Annotated in this window: 15 protein-coding genes; 12 read left to right on the top strand and 3 right to left on the bottom strand. The window is 39.9% G+C overall.

Going from position 1 to position 17,034, the window contains the following annotated elements; genetic code table 11:
- Positions 1 to 16 precede the first annotated feature (16 nt).
- The 5 genes from pstB (at position 17) to PS1M3_RS14925 (ending at position 4,733) form a co-directional block, all read left to right on the top strand.
- On the top strand, positions 17 to 844 hold the full coding sequence (gene pstB / locus PS1M3_RS14945) for a phosphate ABC transporter ATP-binding protein PstB (RefSeq protein WP_006791197.1): 828 nt from the start codon (positions 17 to 19) through the stop codon (positions 842 to 844).
- A 46-nt stretch (positions 845 to 890) separates the two neighbouring features.
- Positions 891 to 1,592, top strand: a complete 702-nt coding sequence (phoU, locus tag PS1M3_RS14940) for a phosphate signaling complex protein PhoU (RefSeq protein ID WP_006791196.1) — start codon at positions 891 to 893, stop codon at positions 1,590 to 1,592.
- Positions 1,593 to 1,735: 143 nt separating this feature from the next.
- Entirely contained in the window at positions 1,736 to 2,413 is a 678-nt protein-coding gene (locus PS1M3_RS14935; RefSeq protein ID WP_006791195.1) for a TIGR00153 family protein, read from the top strand.
- Positions 2,414 to 2,452: 39 nt separating this feature from the next.
- Positions 2,453 to 3,721, top strand: coding sequence for an inorganic phosphate transporter (locus PS1M3_RS14930; RefSeq protein ID WP_008130472.1), 1,269 nt, complete (start codon positions 2,453 to 2,455; stop codon positions 3,719 to 3,721).
- Between the two features lie 82 nt (positions 3,722 to 3,803).
- Positions 3,804 to 4,733: a hydrogen peroxide-inducible genes activator gene (locus PS1M3_RS14925; RefSeq protein WP_203985269.1), complete on the top strand. Its 930-nt coding sequence runs from the start codon at positions 3,804 to 3,806 to the stop codon at positions 4,731 to 4,733.
- A gap of 30 nt (positions 4,734 to 4,763) precedes the next feature.
- On the opposite strand, the gene PS1M3_RS14920 is transcribed toward PS1M3_RS14925, so the two are convergent.
- Positions 4,764 to 4,976, bottom strand: a complete 213-nt coding sequence (locus PS1M3_RS14920; protein ID WP_203985267.1) for a hypothetical protein — start codon at positions 4,974 to 4,976, stop codon at positions 4,764 to 4,766.
- 193 nt (positions 4,977 to 5,169) lie between these two features.
- Positions 5,170 to 7,686, bottom strand: a complete 2,517-nt coding sequence (locus tag PS1M3_RS14915) for an EAL domain-containing protein (RefSeq protein WP_203985260.1) — start codon at positions 7,684 to 7,686, stop codon at positions 5,170 to 5,172.
- 193 nt (positions 7,687 to 7,879) lie between these two features.
- Between PS1M3_RS14915 and queA the strand changes: the two genes are divergently transcribed.
- The 7 genes from queA (at position 7,880) to PS1M3_RS14880 (ending at position 16,165) form a co-directional block, all read left to right on the top strand.
- Entirely contained in the window at positions 7,880 to 8,911 is a 1,032-nt protein-coding gene (gene queA, locus PS1M3_RS14910) for a tRNA preQ1(34) S-adenosylmethionine ribosyltransferase-isomerase QueA (protein ID WP_008130478.1), read from the top strand.
- Positions 8,912 to 9,095: 184 nt separating this feature from the next.
- Positions 9,096 to 10,223: a tRNA guanosine(34) transglycosylase Tgt gene (gene tgt, locus PS1M3_RS14905; RefSeq protein WP_006791189.1), complete on the top strand. Its 1,128-nt coding sequence runs from the start codon at positions 9,096 to 9,098 to the stop codon at positions 10,221 to 10,223.
- Positions 10,224 to 10,248: 25 nt separating this feature from the next.
- Positions 10,249 to 10,584, top strand: a complete 336-nt coding sequence (yajC, locus tag PS1M3_RS14900; protein WP_006791188.1) for a preprotein translocase subunit YajC — start codon at positions 10,249 to 10,251, stop codon at positions 10,582 to 10,584.
- A gap of 19 nt (positions 10,585 to 10,603) precedes the next feature.
- On the top strand, positions 10,604 to 12,463 hold the full coding sequence (secD, locus tag PS1M3_RS14895) for a protein translocase subunit SecD (RefSeq protein ID WP_006791187.1): 1,860 nt from the start codon (positions 10,604 to 10,606) through the stop codon (positions 12,461 to 12,463).
- A 9-nt stretch (positions 12,464 to 12,472) separates the two neighbouring features.
- The gene (gene secF / locus PS1M3_RS14890) at positions 12,473 to 13,426 is read left to right on the top strand and encodes a protein translocase subunit SecF (RefSeq protein ID WP_006791186.1); all 954 of its coding nucleotides are present in this window, start codon (positions 12,473 to 12,475) and stop codon (positions 13,424 to 13,426) included.
- A gap of 128 nt (positions 13,427 to 13,554) precedes the next feature.
- Entirely contained in the window at positions 13,555 to 15,324 is a 1,770-nt protein-coding gene (locus PS1M3_RS14885) for a bifunctional diguanylate cyclase/phosphodiesterase (RefSeq protein WP_203985252.1), read from the top strand.
- A 31-nt stretch (positions 15,325 to 15,355) separates the two neighbouring features.
- Complete coding sequence (locus PS1M3_RS14880) at positions 15,356 to 16,165, top strand: ABC transporter substrate-binding protein (RefSeq protein WP_203987328.1); 810 nt, start codon at positions 15,356 to 15,358, stop codon at positions 16,163 to 16,165.
- A gap of 62 nt (positions 16,166 to 16,227) precedes the next feature.
- Here the strand turns inward: PS1M3_RS14880 and suhB are convergent, their stop codons facing one another.
- Positions 16,228 to 17,031 (bottom strand): inositol-1-monophosphatase, encoded by an 804-nt coding sequence (gene suhB / locus PS1M3_RS14875; protein ID WP_203985244.1) that lies wholly within the window; start codon positions 17,029 to 17,031, stop codon positions 16,228 to 16,230.
- Positions 17,032 to 17,034 lie beyond the last annotated feature (3 nt).

Here is a 17,034-nt window from a genome sequence, read left to right as displayed (position 1 = left end):
TTAATAGGTAACAAACATGATTACAGTCGCTCCAAAAGTAAACCAAGCCAATTTGGGCATGAAGTTAGATTTAGACAATTTAACAGACGAGCAAAAAGCGTTAGAGATTAAAGATCTCGATCTTTACTACGGTGATAAACAAGCGCTTAGTAAAGTGAATATGAATATTCCAAAAGGCCAAGTAACGGCGTTTATCGGCCCATCAGGTTGTGGTAAATCAACGCTATTACGTTGTATTAACCGAATGAATGACTTGGTTGATATTTGTCGAATTGAAGGTGAAATACTCCTTCATGGACAAAATATTTACGATAAAAATGTAGATGTTGCGGCGCTTCGCCGTAACGTTGGGATGGTGTTTCAGCGTCCTAACCCATTTCCAAAATCGATTTATGAAAATGTAGTCTATGGTCTACGCTTACAGGGCATTAAAGAAAAGCGTAAGTTAGACGAAGTAGTAGAGCAGTCATTACGTGGCGCTGCTTTATGGGATGAAGTAAAAGATAGACTACATGACAGTGCATTTGGTTTATCAGGCGGTCAGCAACAGCGTTTAGTTATTGCTCGATCTATTGCGATAGAGCCTGAGGTTTTACTACTAGATGAACCAACGTCAGCGCTTGATCCAATTTCTACTCTAGTTATTGAAGAACTAATTAACGATTTAAAGAATAAATTTACCGTTGTTATTGTTACGCATAACATGCAACAAGCAGCGCGAGTGTCTGACCAAACAGCCTTTATGTACATGGGTGAGCTGATTGAATACTCAGATACAAATACCTTATTTACAACACCAACAAAGAAAAAGACTGAAGATTATATTACAGGTCGTTACGGCTAAATAATTAACAGTATCGTGTTGTACAAGATTTAGAGAGAAGGTAATTATGGAACATAATATTAATAAGCATATTTCTGGTCGCTTTAATCAAGAGCTTGAAAATGTTCGTAACCATGTACTAAGCATGGGTGGGTTAGTTGAGCAACAACTAAGTAGTGCGCTTGATGCGGTAAGCACTAACGATGCAGAACTTGCAGAAAAAGTGCGTAAAAACGACTACAAAGTTAATGCTATGGAAGTGAGCATTGATGAAGAATGTACTCGTATTATTGCGCGTCGTCAGCCCGCTGCCAGCGATTTACGTTTGGTGATTGCTATTGCAAAAACTATTGCTGACCTCGAGCGTATTGGCGATGAAGCTGAGCGTATTGCAAAAGTGGCTCTCGATTCTTTCACTAAAGATCAACAAGATTTGTTAGTGAATATTGAAAATATGGGTCGTCAGGTTTTAAAAATGTTACACGATGTACTTGATGCGTTTGCACGTATGGATGTGCAACGCGCATTTGAAGTACACAAAGAAGATGCTAAAGTTGATCGTGAATATGAAGCCATAACACGTCAAATTATGACGTACATGATGGAAGATCCACGTTCTATTCCAAAAATCATGGATTTAGTTTGGTCAGTGCGTTCATTAGAGCGGATTGGCGACCGTTGTCAGAATATTGCTGAGTACATTATCTACTTTGTAAATGGTAAAGATATTCGCCATATATCACAGGAAGATATTGAAAAATCGCTTTAAAGTTCATTAGCGCATTTTAACAAAGCGGCTATAAGCCGCTTTGTTTATTTAGCTATAAGTTAAATAATAAAAACCGTTCACAATTGTTGTGAATACTGTAAAATCGCATGCTGCACGCATGTAATTTGATTAAAGGGTCAGTTATGCCTACAAACGCGTTTTTAGGAGTTTTTGCAAAATCTCCTTTCAAACCAATGGAAGATCACATCAAAAAAGTTCATCAAGCTAGTAAAGCTTTGATACCTTTTTTTAATCACGTTTTTAAAGAAGAGTGGACACAAGCAGAAGAGCTTCGTATCACTATTCGTAATTTAGAGCGTGAAGCCGATGACATGAAAAGAGACATACGTTTACAGTTACCACGCGGTTTATTTATGCCGGTAGAACGTACGGATCTGCTCGAGTTAGTAACCCAACAAGACAAAATTGCTAATAAAGCAAAAGACATTGCTGGGCGCGTAATCGGTCGTGAAATGACCATACCAGCAGTAATGCAAGCTGATTTCTTGGCTTACTTAACTCGTTGTGTGGATGCGACAAAACAAGCATCTAAAGCAATAAACGAGTTAGAAGAGCTATTAGAAACAGGCTTTAAAGGTCGCGAAGTGACCTTAGTAGAAAAAATGCTCGTTGAATTGGATGCAATAGAACAAGACACGGATGACATGCAAATTAAAGTACGCCGCCAACTACGTGAAGTAGAAAGTGAACTTAACCCTGTAGATGTAATGTTTTTATACAGCATTATTGAATGGGTTGGTGAGCTTGCAGATATTGCAGAGCGCGTAGGATCACGTCTTGAGCTGATGTTAGCTCGTTAATTTAAAATCAGTTCAAACACGAAAGATTAAGGTTATACAATGGATATCATTGCATCTTACGGCACGGTATTAGTTTTAATTGCCGCAGCTGTTGGTTTTTTCATGGCTTATGGTATTGGCGCGAACGACGTTGCGAACGCCATGGGTACATCTGTAGGTTCAAAAGCATTAACAATCAAACAAGCTATTTTAATAGCTATGATTTTTGAGTTTGCAGGTGCTTATTTGGCAGGTGGTGAAGTTACATCAACTATTCGTAAAGGAATAATTGATGCTGCACCGTTTGCGAATATTCCTGAACTGATGGTTTTAGGTATGATTGCCGCGCTATTTGCCGCGGGTTCATGGCTACTAATCGCTTCATTTTTAGGTTGGCCAGTATCAACAACTCACTCTATTATTGGTGCAATCATTGGTTTTGCGCTAGTAGCTGTGGGTACAGAAGCAATCCAGTGGAATAAAGTAGGCGGCATTGTAGGAAGCTGGATCATTACACCAGCTATATCCGGCTTTATTGCGTATCTAATATTCATGAGCGCGCAAAAGCTTATATTTGATACAGATGCACCATTAAAGAACGCTAAACGCTACGTACCAATCTACATGGGTTTAGCGGGTTTTATCATGGCTTTAGTTACAATAAAAAAAGGTTTAAAGCACGTTGGTATTAACCTAGGTTCTGTTGAAGGCTATGCGCTTTCAATTGGTGTTGCAGTGGTTGTTGCCATCATTGGTAAAATTGCTATTTCTCGCTTAAACATCGATCCTAAAGCTGATAAGCAAATGCAATTTAATAACGTAGAAAAAGTGTTTGCGGTATTAATGGTGTTAACCGCTTGTTGTATGGCATTTGCTCACGGTTCTAACGATGTTGCTAATGCAATTGGTCCACTAGCTGCTGTTGTAAATATTGTTGAAAACAACGGTGAAATTGCTAAGAAGGCAGCAATTGCATGGTGGATTCTTCCACTAGGTGGCTTTGGTATTGTTGCAGGTCTTGCCATTTTAGGTAAAAAAGTAATTAAAACAATTGGTGAAGGCATTACACATTTAACGCCTAGCCGTGGTTTTGCTGCAGAACTTGCCGCTGCTTCTACTGTTGTTATTGCATCAGGAACTGGTATGCCAATCTCTACTACTCAAACCTTAGTGGGTGCGGTACTAGGTGTAGGTATGGCACGTGGTATTGGTGCACTTAACATGAGCGTTATCAGAAACATTGTAGTTTCTTGGGTAATAACGTTGCCAGTTGGTGCTGCCCTTGCTATTGTTATCTTCTACGTACTGAGAACCGCATTTGGGGTTTAACAAAAAAGTACTAAAAGACTTTTAGCTTGAAAAGATCTCAATGCCCTAGGTATTGGGGTCTTTTTATTTGTGGAAAGAAAAAATGACCAATCTTCCAAGTATTAAACAGCTTCAGTATTTACTCGCTGTTCATCAGCATCAGCATTTTGGCCGTGCAGCCAGTGCCTGTTTTATTGGCCAGTCGACACTAAGCAGTGCCATTCAAAATCTTGAAGAAACGCTGGGTTGTCAACTTATTGAGCGTGAAAACCGAAGCCTTATGTTTACAAGCATAGGTGAAGAGGTTGTTGAGCGTTCACGAAAAATAATTAACGACACTATTAGTTTAAAAGAGCTTACAAAAAGCTTTTTAACGCCGCTTAGCGGTAAGTTAACCGTTGGCGTTATTCCTACTATTGCAAGCTTTATTGCAGCGCCTTTGTATCACTTTTGTCAGCAAACTTTTTGTGAATTAGAGTTGGTACTAATTGAGGATACCAGCGACAAATTACTGGATAAGCTAGAGCATGGGCACATTGACTTAGCGTTACTGGCATTACCGTATGCAACCGACAAGTTCCATACCCAAATTTTAGCAAAAGATCATTTTAGCTTAGTGCACCATAAAGATTATATGCCTGCAAAGGGCGTAGAAGACTTTAACCTATTACCTGATGCCAGTGTGTTTTTGTTAGAGCGAGAGCACTGTATGACGGGTCACGCGCTGAGTGCATGCCATTTAAACCGCTCAAGCTGTATTAACCCATTTGAAGCGGCCAGCTTACATACATTACTCAGCATGGTTGAACATCAGCTCGGGGTGACTTTTTTACCACAAATGGCTATTAATGCCGGTATTTTAGAAAATAAACAGATGGTAGCCACACCGTCGCAAAGCGATGCTTACAGAGATATTGGTATTCTTTGGCGAAAAACTACAGGACGTATTCGCGATTTTAAATTGTTTAGCGAGCAGCTTGAGGTGTTTTTACAGCGCCAATGTAGTTTAAACTTTAATGAGCCAAGCAATTAAAGTTAACCGCTATTAAAAAATTAAAGCAGCCTACAATGGCTGCTTTTGACTTTGAACATGGCTTTCAAATGGCTCCAGTTCAGGTAAGAAGAGTAAGTAAATCCAAACCACTACATTAAAATAGGGTAAGCACCCTAATGCAGTAAATACCTTAACGGGGTAACCTTTTAAACTTGCATACCTGTAACATTGGTATGCAATAATAAAGTGAATGATTAGTAATAATATAACTAGTTGCGCCATACCTTCCTCCCTAAAACCCTTGTAGCTTAAAATTAACGATGTATTGCTAGTGGGTAATGTCATGTTTATACAGTGTAATCCTTTAATTTACATGACATCCTCTTTATCTGATAAGGAAAGTATAGGCAAGAAAGAAGATAATGGAAGAAAAAAGTGACGTAAAATTGTTCGAATTTGTTAGTTTTAACCTAGGCTACTGTTGGTAAATACTTTTATTTTGATAAATTTTTTCAAGCTCATCATTTATTTTTTCAACAGGAACGGGGCGAGCAATAAAGTAGCCTTGTCCGTAGTCGACACCAATGTCCCTTAAAGTAGTAAATAATTCTTTATTTTCAACGTATTCCGCAACAGAATATTTATCGAGTGAGCGGCTAATGTCGTTAATTGCTTTTACCAAAGCAAGGTCAATGGGGTCATTGAGCATGTCGCGAACAAACGAGCCATCTATTTTTACATGTTGAGCCGGTAGCTGTTTTAGATAGCTAAAGGTACTAAAGCCAGTCCCAAAATCGTCTATTGAAAAGTGACACCCTAAAGAGTTAAGTTTATCAATCATCTTACGTGTAGCTTGTATGTTATTTATGCTTGCAGATTCGGTGATCTCAAAAATAATCCGAGTAGCGGGAACATTGTACTTTTCAAGGTTCGACTCAATGAGTGGTAGCAGTCGCTCATCTAAAAATGATTGCGCAGATAGATTAATGGCAACTTGGCTAAGTTGAGGGTATTTTGCAACACTTTTAATCGCATTTCTAATTACGCACTGATCCATTAAAAAGGTGTCGTTAAGCATTTCTAGAGACGGAATAAACTGGTTAGGGTAAATGAGAGTGCCTTTAAGTTTTAACCGCAATAGCGCCTCAAAGTACGCAACTTTTTCTGCTTTAAAATCCCATATAGGCTGGTAATGCAATTCAATATTATTCTGTTGAAGTGCTTGGCGGATTTCGTGTCCCCACTCAAGACCTGTTTGAAGCGTATTGTTTTGCGCATCTTCTTTTGAGTAGCAATGGACTAAATTACGGCCTAGGTTTTTTGCAATATATAAAGCAATATCGGCTTGCTTTAGGCACTCATTTGGGTCGTTATTGTTTACTGTAATTTGCGTCAAGCCGATAGAGCAGCTTATTGTGTAGCTTTGCTCTTTTGACTTAAAGGTATGCTGCTCTATGGCACTACAGACACCTTCTGCAATAAGGTGCGCATCGAGTAAGTTCATATTTTTTAGAATGACGGCAAATTCATCGCCACCAATACGACATACTAAATGTTCTTTTTCAATGTTGTCTTTAAACAGCTGTGCCACATCTTTTAACACCAAGTCGCCTTGATGATGGCCTTGGCTATCATTAATAATTTTAAAATGATCAAGGTCAATGTAAATCAAGGCATGCTCAACATCGCTGTGAGTATGTTTGGGTTTACAAATACGACTTAGCTCTTGGTCAAAGTGGTATCGGTTGTGTAAGCCAGTTAATGGATCATGCAGTGCAAGATGGCGTAATTGAAGTTCGGCTTGCTTACGCTCGTGAATGTTATCAATAGTGACAGTGATCGTTGCATTATTACGTCTGTTTTTAATTAGCTGCAACCTACATTCAACCCAAATTTGGCCACCGTTTTTATGTTGGAGTTTTATTTCTATTTGCTGATGATCGTTCCCACCACCGAGTATATCGTCGATGGTTGCTTTGAGCTTTATCTGACATTCACCAGTATAAAATTGCGTTAGGCTTTTTTGCAGGCTTGTTTTAACGCCAAAACCACTTAAGGTTTCCCAGGCTGGGTTTATAAAGCGAATTTTTCCTAACTGGTCGAGCTCAAGAACAACAGTATTAAGGTGCAATAATATGCGCTGATGAGCTGAGAATAGTTCTTTATACCTCACTTCGCTTACGCTTAACTGCTCTACTTTTTGAGCAAATTCAGCGTAGCTCACCATAAAATCTTCTCGACGAGCGGCATGATCACATACTTTATTTAAAAATGAAGGTTCGTAAGGGGCGCGAATAAAATCGGTTACGCCCGATAACAAAAGCTGTTCGGCATAATCTGCATCAGCGCTATCTATAATAGTAACAATGGCTTGCTTTGGGTTATGTTGTAAAATATTTTCGACAAGCAAGCTAGATTCATCGGTTTTTTCTTGAGTGTTATCAAGCAGTACGATTGAGAACTGTTGTTGGTTGTACTGGTTCAGTGCGGCTTTACACGTTGTGACATGTGTAATAGCAAAATTTAGTTTTAGTTCTTCAGTTATAGACTCCGCTTTATTTGTCTGGGGCTCTAACAAAAGTAGGTTTAGTCGACTGCTTTTTTCTAAATGTGTAGATAAAACATTAGCCAGAACTTGCGGTAGCATATCTTGGTTTTCAAAAGGCAAAACAGCATCGATTCCGTAACTACGGGCGGTTGTTTCTGCAATTCGTTCGCAATAAGTCGGGGGCATCAACAAAATAGGGGTGTTTTTAGGGGTTTTTAATAGCCCTGAGCGAATCATACGAGAAAAACGCCAACCGTCTATTTTACCCACATTTAATCCAGTGATAATAATATCAACCGGTTGTTGCTTAAGAGTTTTAAGAGCTTCCTGGCTATCATTTGCTTCAATAAAGCTAAATACGTTAAGCTTTTTTAAAGTATCTTTAATCACCCTGCGCTCAGCACGGCTTGCATTTAAAATCAGCAAATTTAATTGTTCTGCCACGCAGGAGATCCTAAAAATCGTAATTTACTACCATTACTAAGGGTAATAAGTTTTGTTAGTAAGAACAAGTAGATTTGAATAATCCCCCCGAATAGAGGGATGCTCAGGTTTACAGTAGTTGGATTGGCTTCTTGAGCTTAATTGACGATAGATATACACTTGGCGCGATTTTTAATGATGTGGATTACCAACTATGCGCGTAGCTGACTTTAGTTTTGACTTACCCGATGAATTAATTGCTCGCTTTCCAAAAAAAGATCGTACGAGTAGCCGCTTATTAAGCCTCGATGGTCCAACAGGGGAGATAAGCCATAAAGTATTTAGTGATATTCTTGAGCTAGTTAACGAAAACGACTTACTCATCTTTAATAATACGCGAGTAATACCAGCACGTATGTTTGGCCAAAAAGCATCGGGCGGTAAGGTTGAGGTACTTGTTGAACGAGTATTGGATGAACACCGTGTGCTTGCTCATGTTCGTGCAAGTAAATCATTAAAACCAGGCAATGAGGTTATTTTAGAAGGCAAAGCTAAAGCCACTATGATTGCCCGTCACGACACCTTATTTGAGCTGGAATTTGATCACAGCAAAAATGTACTCGATACACTTAACGATATTGGTCACATGCCGTTACCGCCTTATATTGACCGACCAGATGACGAAGCTGACCGCGAACGTTATCAAACAGTATATGGTGAAAAACCAGGGGCTGTGGCAGCACCTACAGCGGGCTTACATTTTGACGAGCCGCTTATGGCTGCGCTTAAAAATAAAGGTGTAAAAATGGCCTTTGTCACGTTACACGTAGGCGCAGGTACATTTCAGCCAGTACGTGTAGAAACCATTGACGAACACGTAATGCATTCAGAATACATTGAAGTACCACAAGATGTTGTGGACGCTGTAGCACAGACTAAAGCGAGCGGTGGGCGAGTGATTGCTGTTGGTACTACATCAATGCGTTCGCTCGAATCAGCTGCAAAAATACATGGCGGTAAATTAGATACTTACTTTGGCGATACCGATATTTTTATTTTTCCGGGTTACCAATTTAACGTTGTCGATGCCATGGTCACTAATTTCCATTTACCTGAGTCAACGTTAATTATGTTGGTGAGCGCGTTCAGCGGACAAGACAACATAATGGGTGCTTACAACACAGCAATAGAACAAAAATATCGCTTTTTTAGTTATGGCGATGCTATGTTTTTAACACGTAAATAGCGCTGTTTTATTTATTATCAAATATAACTAACACTCAACCCCAGCATACTTGCTGGGGTTTTTAGTTGCATATGATTATAACGAGCGAATTTACCGCAGCTAATAGTATTAGCAGTGCAAAAAGGGTAGAATCGAGCGGTTAAATTATAGCTTGTTGGACTGTTTTTCCGACATTGAGGATGATATGAAATTTGAATTAGACCGCACCGACGGTAAAGCGCGCCGTGGCCGCTTGATTTTTGACCGTGGTGTAATAGAAACACCTGCATTTATGCCAGTAGGTACTTACGGTACTGTTAAAGGCATGACACCTGATGAAGTTAAAGCAACAGGTGCGCAAATTTGTTTAGGTAATACCTTTCACTTAATGCTTCGCCCTGGTACTGAAATTATTAAACAGCACGGTGATTTGCACGACTTTATGAATTGGGACTTCCCAATTTTAACTGACTCAGGCGGCTTCCAAGTATTTAGTCTTGGCGCAATGCGTAAAATTACCGAAGAAGGTGTTTTGTTTCAGTCACCTGTAAACGGTGACCAAATAATGATGTCGCCAGAAAAATCAATGGAAGTGCAACGTGATTTAGGGTCAGATATTGTAATGATATTTGACGAATGTACACCATACCCTGCTACTGAAAAAGAAGCTAAAGACTCTATGGAGTTGTCTCTTCGTTGGGCTAAACGCTCAAAAGAAGGTCACGGCGATAACCCTTCTGCGTTATTTGGTATTATTCAAGGTGGTATGTACCCAGAATTACGTGCACAATCACAAGCTGGTTTAGAAGAAATTGGCTTTGACGGCTATGCATTGGGTGGTTTATCAGTTGGTGAACCTAAAAACGAAATGATGAATATTCTTGATCATTGTGCGTACAAAATGCCTGAAAATAAGCCGCGTTACTTAATGGGTGTTGGCAAGCCAGAAGATTTGGTTGAATCGGTACGCCGTGGCATAGATATGTTTGACTGTGTTATGCCGACGCGTAATGCACGTAATGGTCACTTATTTATTACCACTGGTATTATTAAAATACGTAACGCAGTGCACAAAACAGATACCGGTCCACTCGACCCTGATTGTGATTGCCATACGTGTAAAAATTACTCGCGTGCTTATTTACATCACCTTGATAAATGTAACGAAATTTTAGGTGCACGACTAAACACAATACATAACTTACGTTACTATCAGCGTGTTATGGAAGGCCTGCGCAATGCAATTAGCGAAGGTAAACTAGAAGAATTTGTAAAAGATTTTTACGCTCGCCGCGGCCAAGAAGTGCCAGAGCTTGCAGATATAAAAAATTAAACTTTAAATTTAAAGAGGAAGTATTATGAGTTTATTTATTTCAAACGCACACGCATCAGCTGGCGCACCTGCAGCCGGTGGCGGCATGGAAATGCTAATCATGTTAGCTATTTTCGGTTTAGTTTTTTACTTTTTAATTTACCGCCCACAAGCTAAGCGTGTTAAAGAGCATAAAGGCTTAATGAATGCGATGGCTAAAGGCGATGAAGTACTAACCCAAGGTGGTTTAGTAGGTAAAATTGTTAAAATTGCAGAAGATAAAGATTTCATCGTTATCTCTTTAAATGAGCAAGCAGAAGTTACAGTTCAAAAAGCGTCTGTATCTGCTGTATTGCCAAAAGGCACAATGAAGTCGCTATAAAAATAATAAGGACGACCCCGTGTTAAACAAGTTTCCAGTGTGGAAGTATTTACTTGTTTTAGCTGTGGTTGCCATTGGCCTTTTATATGCCTCTCCAAACTTGTATGGCCGTGACCCGGCTATACAAGTTTCGGGCGCTAAAGGTGCTGATGTTGATCTCAGTGTAGTAGACAAAGTAAACGCAACACTTAAAAAACATAACGTAGCAGTTAAATCAACCAAGCTTGAAGGCGGGCAAATACTTGTTCGTTTTAAAAATGTTGAAGAGCAATTAAAAGCACAAGATTTATTGCGTGACTCGCTAAGTGACGATTACATTTCAGCCATTAATATGGCGCCGGCTCAACCTCTTTGGTTAAAATCCCTTGGCGGAAATCCAATGAAGTTAGGTCTAGATTTAAGTGGTGGCGTACATTTCACCATGGAAATCGACATGGCAACAGCGGTTGATAACCAGCTTGAGCAAATGGAGCAAGATTTCCGTAGCGATCTACGCGAAGAAAAACTTCGTTATCGCAGCGTTCGTCGCGTTGCTGGCTCTGACCGTATGCGTGTTGAAATGCGTAATGAAGAAGATAAAAATGCTGCAGAGCGCTTTTTAGAATCTCGTTACCCACTTAACGTATATATTGATGACAGTAGTAACGATAATGCATTTTTTGCCACTATGAGTGAGCAAAAGCTGAAAGAGATTCGTGACTACGCCATCAAGCAAAACGAAACAATCATTCGTAATCGTATCAACCAAATTGGTGTTGCAGAGCCAAACGTACAGCGCCAGGGTGCTGAACGTATTATTGTGCAATTACCCGGTGTGCAAGATACTGCTCGTGCTAAGGAAATTTTAGGTGCGACAGCAACGCTTGAATTTCGTGAAGTAGACGAAAACGCCGATCCAAGCGCTGCCGCTCAAGGCCGTATCCCTGCTGGTACTGAAATGATCATGAGCCGCGACGGTTACCCTGTGGTACTAAAAAAACGTATTATTCTTGAAGGTAGTCATATCACTGGCGCGCAATCAGGCGCAGATGAATACCAACGCCCACAAGTAAGCATTTCACTCGACAGCAAAGGCGGTTCAAAAATGAATGCCTTTACTAAGCGTGCAATTGGCAAACGCATGGCAACGGTATTTATTGAATATAAACCATCAGGTAAAAAAGACGAAAATGGTAAAGCACTTCCACCTATTAAGGTAGAAGAAGTTATTAACGTGGCAACAATTCAAGCTCGTTTAGACCGCTCTTTTCGTATTACAGGTATTGATAACCCAGCTGAAGCACATAACTTAAGTTTACTGCTTCGCGCAGGTGCACTTGTTGCACCCATTCAAATTGTTGAAGAGCGTACAGTGGGGCCAAGCTTAGGCCAAGAAAACATTGAAGCAGGTATGACTGCGGTTGCACTTGGTTTTGCGTTTGTACTTGCCTTTATGCTTATTTATTACAAAGGTTTTGGCTTAGTGGCTAACTTAGCGCTTGCTGCTAACTTGGTGCTTATTGTTGGCATAATGTCACTTATTCCAGGCGCTACGTTAACCTTGCCGGGTATTGCAGGTATTGTACTTACAGTTGGTATGGCGGTTGATGCTAACGTACTAATTTTTGAACGTATTCGTGAAGAGCTGGCCGATGGTCGTAGCCCGCAACAAGCCGTTCATTTTGGTTACGATAGCGCATTCAGTACTATATTTGATGCCAATATCACTACGTTAATTGCGGCAGTTATATTGTTTGCAGTGGGCACGGGCCCAATTGCAGGCTTTGCCGTTACATTAGCTATTGGTATTTTAACTTCAATGTTTACAGCCATTGTTGGTACCCGAGCGGTGATCAACTTATTTATTGGTGGTAAACGCATTGATAAACTTTCTATTTAAGGAGCAGACATGCAAATTTTAAGTTTGGGTAGCAGAACCCTTCGTTTCATGTCTCTTCGAAAAGTGGCAATGGGCTTTTCTACGCTATTAATTGTAGCGTCGATAGTATCAATGTTTACGAAGGGCTTAAATTTTGGTCTTGATTTTACCGGCGGCACCGCGGTAGAAGTGGGTTTTTCTCAACCGGCTGATCTTAAAAAAGTGCGTAATGTACTTGGTGAAAATGGCTTTGCTGATGCATCAGTGCAGCTGTTTGGTTCGAGCCAAGATATATTAGTGCGCTTAGCTCCACGTGGAAGCGATGTTAAAGCTGAAGTAATTGGTAACCAAGTAATTGATGCACTGAAAAAAGCGGACGACAGCGTAGTCATGCGTCGTATTGAGTTTGTTGGCCCAAGTGTCGGTGAAGACTTGAAAGAGCAGGGTGGCCTAGCCATGTTAACTGCACTTATTTGTATCTTAATTTACGTTGCATTTCGTTTTGAATGGCGTTTTGCTGTGGGTGCTGTAGGCGCACTATTACACGATGTAATTATCACTTTAGGTTTGTTTTCAGTACTGGGTTTAGAGTTTGATTTAACTATATTAGCGGCAATATTGGCGGTAATCGGTTACTCACTCAACGATACTATTGTTGTATCTGACCGTATTCGTGAAAATTTCCGTAAAGTACGCATCGACGATACCGTTGAAATTATTGATATTTCACTTACGCAAACACTTAACCGTACACTTGTTACATCAATCACCACAATTTTGGTATTGATTGCATTGTTTGTATGGGGTGGACAAACCATTCATGGTTTTGCTACTGCATTATTGTTTGGTGTATTTATTGGTACATATTCTTCTGTATATGTTGCAAGCTCGGTTGCACTTGCAATGGGAGTAAGTAAAGAAGATTTAATACCAGAAGTGATAGAAAAAGAAGGTGCAGATCAAGATCCGATGGCAATGCCATAATCTTAAATGCATTAAAAAGACCGCTCTATGAGCGGTTTTTTATTGCCTATAACATAGGAGTTTGAAATAAATATGTCATACAGAATTGCTATTTTATTGCTCTAATTGAAATAATAATTGAGCCAGTAGTGACCCTTCAACGACAAGCCTTAGAGGCTATTTTAGATAGCGGGGAAGTAACCACGTTATTTCAGCCTATTTTAGATATATCTGGTCAGCTCATTCTTGGTTACGAGGCGCTTAGTCGAGGTCCACAAAAGAGCTTATTAGAAATGCCCAATATGCTCTTTAAAGCTGCGCATCAAGAGGGCCTTATTTCTGAGCTAGAGCTACTATGCCGCTCAAAGGCAATAGAAAACTTTGTTAAGCTAAATTTGCAAGGTAAGCTTTTTTTAAATGTGAGCCCAAAAACGCTACTAGACCCTTGCCACCCAAAAGGCGAAACACGCCACCTAACCGAGCAGTTTGGTTTAGCGACTAATCGTGTTGTTATAGAAGTAACAGAGCAAGACAAAGTAGATAACGACGACTTATTACTTAAAACCATTGCGCATTACCGAGAGCTCGGTTTTACCATTGCAATTGATGATTTAGGAACTGGGTACTCTGGCTTAAAGCAATGGTCTGCACTGCGTCCTGACTATGTAAAAATAGATCGTTATTTTATCGACCATTGCGATCAGAGTGAGGTTAAAAAGGAGTTTTTAAAATCAATTATTGTTTTAGCTAAAGCAACAAACACCTTAGTGATTGCAGAAGGCATTGAGCGCTCTGAGGAACTCGCACTGGTTGAAAGTTTAGGCATTAATAATGTACAAGGTTTTTTATTTGAACGACCGAACTTGCAACCAAGTCGTGATTTTAGCTCTGCTCAAATACAAGCACTTACATTTAAATTATGTGATCAGTTTGATCAGTCAATGGCGATTGGCGCGCTAAGCCAACCACAAAAGGCCATAGCAAGTGATACCCGATGCAAAGACGCTCATTTACTTTTTGAGCAAGACAAAGCCATTATTAGCATACCTGTAATCAATCAACAGAGTCAGCCAGTGGGCCTACTACATAAAGACCAACTTACCGAGGTATTTGCAGCACCCTATGGTCATGCTCTTTATGATAAACGCCCTGTTATAGAGTTAATGGACAAACAACCCTTGATTGTTGATGTAGACCAAAAGCTCGATACGGTGAGTAAGCAAATAACTGAGCAAGACTTCGATATTAGGCGCCATATTGTTATTACTAGAGGCGGTAATTATTTAGGGCTTGCGCCACTAAGAGACATTCTAAAACATATAACAGAAGAAAAAATTCGCCACGCACAACATGCAAATCCGCTAACAATGTTACCAGGCAATGTCGCAATAAACGAAGCTATAGAGCATAGGTTACGTAATAAAAATAAATTTCATCTTGCTTATATTGACCTGAATCACTTTAAACAGTTTAACGATCTTTATGGCTACGCGAGTGGCGACAGTGTTATTAAATTATTGGCTGATGTAACAGTGCAAGCCTGTACAAATAGTGCTAACTTTGTAGGACACATTGGTGGTGACGACTTTATGGTTGTTTTTGACCAAAGCGATGCGGTAAGTATTTGTAATCGTATTATTGAACAGTTTGAACATCGTTCTCGTGCTTTTTTTACGCCCGATCACATAGCTAGCAAAGGGTATTGGGCTACAAATCGTGAAGGTGAAAAGCAGTTTGTACCGTTACTCACCTTATCTATCGGATTAGTTGAACCCGATTTACAGCAGTGCAAAAATAGCCATCAGGTTGCAGCATTAGCAACGGATGCAAAGAAAGAAGCCAAACGATTTCGTCATAGCTATCTTTTTACATGCAAGCGAAGGCGCCCAGCGCCTCCAGTAGTAGCGATTAGCAAATAGTAAAAAGGTAATTTACTAATAGGTGATCATGATGTTGCCATTAAAGTGTATCGTATGTGTAGTGAGCTTGTTTATTGGAAGTGTTGTAGCAAGCGAAGTTAATATTGTAAAAATTCCGAAAGATCAACATGCGCATTTTGCCCGTGATGATTACCTCAATGACATGCTAACCAAGGCATTGATAAGAGCCCAGTATCCTGTCGAAATAGAACGTGTTGCTGTACACCCGCATCAGCAACGCAATTTAATGTCACTTGATGATAGCTCGCTTGATTTATTTTGGAGTATGAGCAGCCCTGAACGAGAGTCACTGGCAACAGCTATTAAAATTCCATTGTTCAAAGGGTATATAGGCAAAAGAGCGTTAGTTACAAATAAACAGAATTTAGATAAATTTAAAGATATAAAAACGCTTGAGCAATTATCAAAACTGAGCTCGGTACAGGGGCATGATTGGCCTGATACGCGCATATTGGTTAATAACGGTTTAAACGTGAGACCATTATCAAACTTGAAAGCCATGTTTGCGCTTACTAGCCAAGGCCGCATAGATTACTTTCCGCGATCATTTATTGAAGTCAATTCTGAGCTTTTAGAGCGAGATCACAAAAATTTACGTATTGTGCCTAATTTATATATTAGCTACCCAACAGCGCTATATTATTTTGTGTCTAAGGATAAGCCTGAGTTGGCTAAAGCGCTTGAGCAGGGAATTAAAATAATGCAGCAAAACGGCGAGTTTGATGCGTTATTTTATGAATACTTTGCTACAGATTTAAATTCCCTTCCTTATACAAAAGGGGAAACTATTGAGATTAAGCTGATAAACTCATATTTTTAAAAACAAAAAAGGAGCCTAGGCTCCTTTTTTGTTGCACCAATTATATTGGTAAAAGCAATTTATTAGCGAAGTAACGACTCAGTTAACACTGGACGAATTTCACGAATAATAGCTTGAGTCAGTTTTGGCGCGCCACAGATGATATTGCCACTGTGGTTGTAGTTATTACCACCAGCAAAATCGACAACCATACCACCCGCTTCTTTAACCATAAGCTCACCTGCAGCAGAGTGCCAAGGTTTTAAGCCAATTTCAAAAAAGCCATCAACACGGCCAGCAGCAACATACGCCATGTCTAATGCAGAACAACCTGCGCGACGAATATCTACAGTGTGAACAAATAACGCTTTAAACGCTTCAGTGTATGCATCTGTATGTTGTTTATGCTTAAAAGGGAAGCCCGTTGCCAATACTGTACCAGCAAGAACAGTTGTTTTACTCACGCGTAAACGCTTGCTGTTAAGTTGTGCGCCTTGACCTTTAGATGCAGTGAAAAGCTCACCACGAATCGGATCATAAATAACGGCTTGGTCTAAACGACCTTTAACTTTAAGTGCAATAGAGATTGCGTAATGTGGAATACCTTTGATGAAGTTTGTTGTTCCATCGATAGGATCTACAATCCATTGGTAATCATCATCCTTGCCTTTGTGTTCACCTAGTTCTTCGCCCACAACAGAGTGAGTAGGGTAAGACTGTAAAATAGTGTCACGGATTACGGCTTCGGCTTCTTTATCAATATTAGTTACTAAGTCGTTAGCGCCTTTTTGTTGCACTTCAACTTTTGATAAATCTTCGCCAGCGCGAAGTAAAATTTTGCCTGCGTTGCGCGCAGCGCGAACCGCAATGTTTAACATTGGATGCATGGA

It is taken from the genome of Pseudoalteromonas sp. PS1M3, assembly GCF_016865405.1.
In the GTDB taxonomy this organism is placed as follows: Bacteria; Pseudomonadota; Gammaproteobacteria; order Enterobacterales; family Alteromonadaceae; genus Pseudoalteromonas; species Pseudoalteromonas marina.
The sequence above is the reverse complement of the archived record's forward strand: the minus strand, read 5'-3'. Positions and strand labels throughout refer to the sequence as shown.

Excerpts from the sequence above, each read along its gene's own strand:
- pstB (WP_006791197.1), top strand. The coding sequence starts at position 17 with ATGATTACAGTCGCTCCAAAAGTAAACCAAGCCAATTTGGGCATGAAG.
- tgt (WP_006791189.1), top strand. The coding sequence starts at position 9,096 with ATGAAATTTGAATTAGACCGCACCGACGGTAAAGCGCGCCGTGGCCGC.
- phoU (WP_006791196.1), top strand. The coding sequence starts at position 891 with ATGGAACATAATATTAATAAGCATATTTCTGGTCGCTTTAATCAAGAG.
- PS1M3_RS14935 (WP_006791195.1), top strand. The coding sequence starts at position 1,736 with ATGCCTACAAACGCGTTTTTAGGAGTTTTTGCAAAATCTCCTTTCAAA.
- PS1M3_RS14880 (WP_203987328.1), top strand. The coding sequence starts at position 15,356 with ATGTTGCCATTAAAGTGTATCGTATGTGTAGTGAGCTTGTTTATTGGA.
- yajC (WP_006791188.1), top strand. The coding sequence starts at position 10,249 with ATGAGTTTATTTATTTCAAACGCACACGCATCAGCTGGCGCACCTGCA.
- PS1M3_RS14925 (WP_203985269.1), top strand. The coding sequence starts at position 3,804 with ATGACCAATCTTCCAAGTATTAAACAGCTTCAGTATTTACTCGCTGTT.
- PS1M3_RS14920 (WP_203985267.1), bottom strand. The coding sequence starts at position 4,976 with ATGGCGCAACTAGTTATATTATTACTAATCATTCACTTTATTATTGCA.
- queA (WP_008130478.1), top strand. The coding sequence starts at position 7,880 with ATGCGCGTAGCTGACTTTAGTTTTGACTTACCCGATGAATTAATTGCT.
- secF (WP_006791186.1), top strand. The coding sequence starts at position 12,473 with ATGCAAATTTTAAGTTTGGGTAGCAGAACCCTTCGTTTCATGTCTCTT.
- suhB (WP_203985244.1), bottom strand. The coding sequence starts at position 17,031 with ATGCATCCAATGTTAAACATTGCGGTTCGCGCTGCGCGCAACGCAGGC.
- PS1M3_RS14930 (WP_008130472.1), top strand. The coding sequence starts at position 2,453 with ATGGATATCATTGCATCTTACGGCACGGTATTAGTTTTAATTGCCGCA.